Genomic DNA, 3,001 nt, shown 5'->3' on the forward strand with positions numbered 1-3,001 from the left:
CGAACTCAACGACTGCCGAACCGAAAACTTCGGAGCAGACGCGAGTCAGAGCTGCGGTCAGAGTGGTCTTACCGTGGTCAACGTGGCCGATAGTGCCGACGTTAACGTGGGGAAGGGAACGATCAAACTTTTCCTTAGCCATCGATACAATCCTCCGCAGAAGAAATAGTCTTGCGCTGATAAAACAAAGGCAGATATTTTCATATCTGCCTTGTTTATATGGAGCTCTTGAGCGGACTTGAACCGCTGACCTCACCCTTACCAAGGGTGTGCTCTACCAACTGAGCTACAAGAGCGAAACACTTTGTGCAAAATCCAGCAAACTTGGAGCGGGTAGCGGGAATCGAACCCGCATCATCAGCTTGGAAGGCTGAGGTTCTACCACTAAACTATACCCGCGGAGCTTACGGCTCTCGCTAAAACTGGTGGAGGGAGAAGGATTCGAACCTTCGAAGCTCTCGCAACGGATTTACAGTCCGTCCCCTTTGACCGCTCGGGAATCCCTCCAGATGTGGCCGGCATTCTATTTGTCTACCGTCCTAGTGTCAAGCGTTTTTTCAAATTTTTTCAATCAAATCTGAAACTTAGCTGCTTTGACACCGCTTCCAGTTCTACCACCTGAGTGGTGTTCCCTGTGAAGCGGGCGCCATTCTATCAAGCTATTCGCCAGTTGCAATACCCTGGCAGAAAATAATTTTGTGTTTTAAGTCTTTGAAATCGTTGGAAAGAGTCGCGAGGACGGTTTGGTCCAGCAAACGCTCGCTATCTGGGGCAACCTTGAGCCAACGACCATCCGCCCCTGGCAACTGACCCGCCACCGGCACGGTGACAATATCCAGGCTCAAAAGGCGCTGACGCAGCGCATCGAGCTGGCCCTGCCCCATCACACCACCTACCACCAGGCACTCATCCCGGCGCTTGGGTGGAGCCGAAACCCCTGTTTCGCGCAACAGGCGGATTTCTTGCTGATTCCCCTTGTACAGCGACAGGGGCGCGACTTCCTTGACCTTCAGCGGGGCTTCCTGCTGGTGCCACACGTAATAGAAGACGTTGAGCACCAGTAACAGCAGAAACAACCAACGCATAGGCACCTCAATCCAATGGGCAGGCCATGGCCAGGCCTACAAAAACCAGGTCAGGCACGACACGTGCCTGAGGCACCGCCTCCCTTACCAGCGGCGCATCACCCCCAGTGAGGAACACTGTGAAGTCCCCCCCCCACAACGCTCGCGCCTGTTCGAGCTGGGTATGCGCAAAACCCTGGAGCATCAACACGCAACCGCGCTCGACCGCCTCGACCGTCGAGCGACCTGGCGCCAGGCTGGCCAATGCACGCTCGGCCGAGGCATCGTCATAACGGATACGCCGGGTGTGAGTACGCAACTGGCTACGCATCAATGGCATACCCGGGCAGATGTAGCCACCCAGGTGCTCGCCGTCCGCCGCAACGAAATCCGCTTTGGCAGCGGTCCCCAGGTCAATGACCAGGCAAGCGCCCTTGGCCAGGTGAAATGCTCCCAACGCCGCCAACCAACGGTCCATACCCAAACGCTGGTAGTCGTCATAGCCATTGCGCACACCCGCCATTTCCTGAGCCGGGTGCGCCACGCGCGCTTGCACGGCAAATGCCTGGGCAATCAGCGCGCAAAGCGCATCGGTTTCCTCCTCACTGCGCACACTGACAATGCGGCAGCCGGTCAGACGTACCGAAGCTCGCGCGGCCACTTCGGCCACCAGCGCCTGATCGGAGTCAACGATACCGCCGCTTTCAATCGCTGCATCAGCAACGTGGATTACCCGCCACTTGATGAAGCTGTTACCGCAATCGAGCTCAAGAATCATCACGCAACCTCAAACTGAGCTCACCACCACTGAAGCTCTTTTCCACCCCGTCCACCTCAAGGCGCAAGCCGCCCTGCCCGTCGACGCCAAGAACCACGCCATCAATACGCGTGCTACCTGCAACCAGAGAAACCTTGCGCCCCTGCCACAGGTGCGCCTGCTCCCATTCTTCCTGGAATGCGGCAAACCCGTAGCGACGATGCCGCGCCAATTCGTGCTGCAATTGCTGATTGAGCAATGCTACCAGCCGGTTACGGTCGACTGCCGCCCCTACTTCGCGACGCATCGAGGTCCACACCTGGTCGACCTGATCGTTGACCTGCATGTTCACATTGATGCCGATACCCAGCACCACATGACAGACATCTGCCGGGTCCCCCACCAACTCCAGGAGGATACCGGTGATCTTCTGCCCGCGAACGAGAACATCATTGGGCCATTTGAGCCCCACATCCTTTACCCCAAACGCCTGCAGGGTACGCATTACCGCCAACCCCACCACGAGACTCAAGCCCTCGAGCTGGCGCATGCCGCCATCCACACGGAGCACCAGGCTGTAATAGAGGTTTTCGGCAAAAGGGCTGACCCACTGCCGACCGCGCCGACCACGGCCGGCGCTCTGGCGCTCGGCCAGGACCAGGAATGGCGCGGCTTGCCCCTCTCCAGCGAGTCGCAGGCCTTCAGCATTGGTCGAGTCGATGGTTTCGTGAATGAAAACGGGCCACTGTTCGCCGTCGGCAAACCCGGCGATCGCTTGCGCATCGAGCAAAGCCAGCGGCGCCGCCAGCTGATAGCCACGCCCACGGACCTTGTGAATGGTGAGGTTCAGTTCGCTCTCCAGGTGCTGCAGCTGCTTCCAAACGGCGCTGCGACTTACCCCGAGGGCCGCCCCCAGAGCTTCTCCGGAATGGAACCGACCATCCCTGAGGAGGTTCAACAACTTCAGCATGCCAGTCTCGACTTGGAATAAGGCAGGCATGATAGCTATGGGCTGTTGGCTTGCATAGGAAAAGGGCTGCCGGCGGGGTGAAGGCCGCTCCCGCAGCATACCCTGAACCTGCGCCATATCTGTGGGAGCGGCTTTAGCCGCGAAGCGGGCGACGCGGTGGATGGCACCGGCTTTGCCGGTGTTCGCGGGTGAACCCGCTCCCACAGAGGG

General features: G+C 58.6%; 4 protein-coding genes and 3 tRNA genes. All 7 read right to left on the reverse strand.

Annotation, left to right across the window (positions count from 1 at the left end):
* The coding region (locus tag IRZ77_RS26560; protein ID WP_230385152.1) for a GTP-binding protein at positions 1-142 on the reverse strand (142 nt) is incomplete at its 3' end.
* Positions 143-220: 78 nt separating this feature from the next.
* Positions 221-296, reverse strand: a tRNA-Thr gene (locus IRZ77_RS26565).
* A 29-nt stretch (positions 297-325) separates the two neighbouring features.
* Positions 326-399, reverse strand: a tRNA-Gly gene (locus tag IRZ77_RS26570).
* A 24-nt stretch (positions 400-423) separates the two neighbouring features.
* Positions 424-507, reverse strand: a tRNA-Tyr gene (locus tag IRZ77_RS26575).
* A 152-nt stretch (positions 508-659) separates the two neighbouring features.
* Positions 660-1,085 carry a hypothetical protein gene (locus IRZ77_RS26580; RefSeq protein ID WP_046617267.1) on the reverse strand — a complete coding sequence of 142 codons (426 nt, stop codon included), beginning with the start codon at positions 1,083-1,085 and terminating at the stop codon, positions 660-662.
* 7 nt (positions 1,086-1,092) lie between these two features.
* A complete protein-coding gene (locus IRZ77_RS26585) occupies positions 1,093-1,842 on the reverse strand; it encodes a pantothenate kinase (protein ID WP_196174632.1) in 750 nt (249 codons plus the stop codon).
* Entirely contained in the window at positions 1,832-2,791 is a 960-nt protein-coding gene (gene birA / locus IRZ77_RS26590; protein WP_046617268.1) for a bifunctional biotin--[acetyl-CoA-carboxylase] ligase/biotin operon repressor BirA, read from the reverse strand. Before birA ends, IRZ77_RS26585 begins: the two co-directional genes overlap by 11 nt.
* Positions 2,792-3,001: the final 210 nt, after the last annotated feature.

It is taken from the genome of Pseudomonas pudica (assembly GCF_015680405.1).
Classification (GTDB): domain Bacteria; phylum Pseudomonadota; class Gammaproteobacteria; order Pseudomonadales; family Pseudomonadaceae; genus Aquipseudomonas; species Aquipseudomonas pudica.

What these genes read in the sequence shown, in the direction of transcription:
- IRZ77_RS26580 (WP_046617267.1), bottom strand. Translation starts at nt 1,085, where the DNA reads ATGCGTTGGTTGTTTCTGCTGTTACTGGTGCTCAACGTCTTCTATTAC.
- IRZ77_RS26585 (WP_196174632.1), bottom strand. Translation starts at nt 1,842, where the DNA reads ATGATTCTTGAGCTCGATTGCGGTAACAGCTTCATCAAGTGGCGGGTA.
- birA (WP_046617268.1), bottom strand. Translation starts at nt 2,791, where the DNA reads ATGCTGAAGTTGTTGAACCTCCTCAGGGATGGTCGGTTCCATTCCGGA.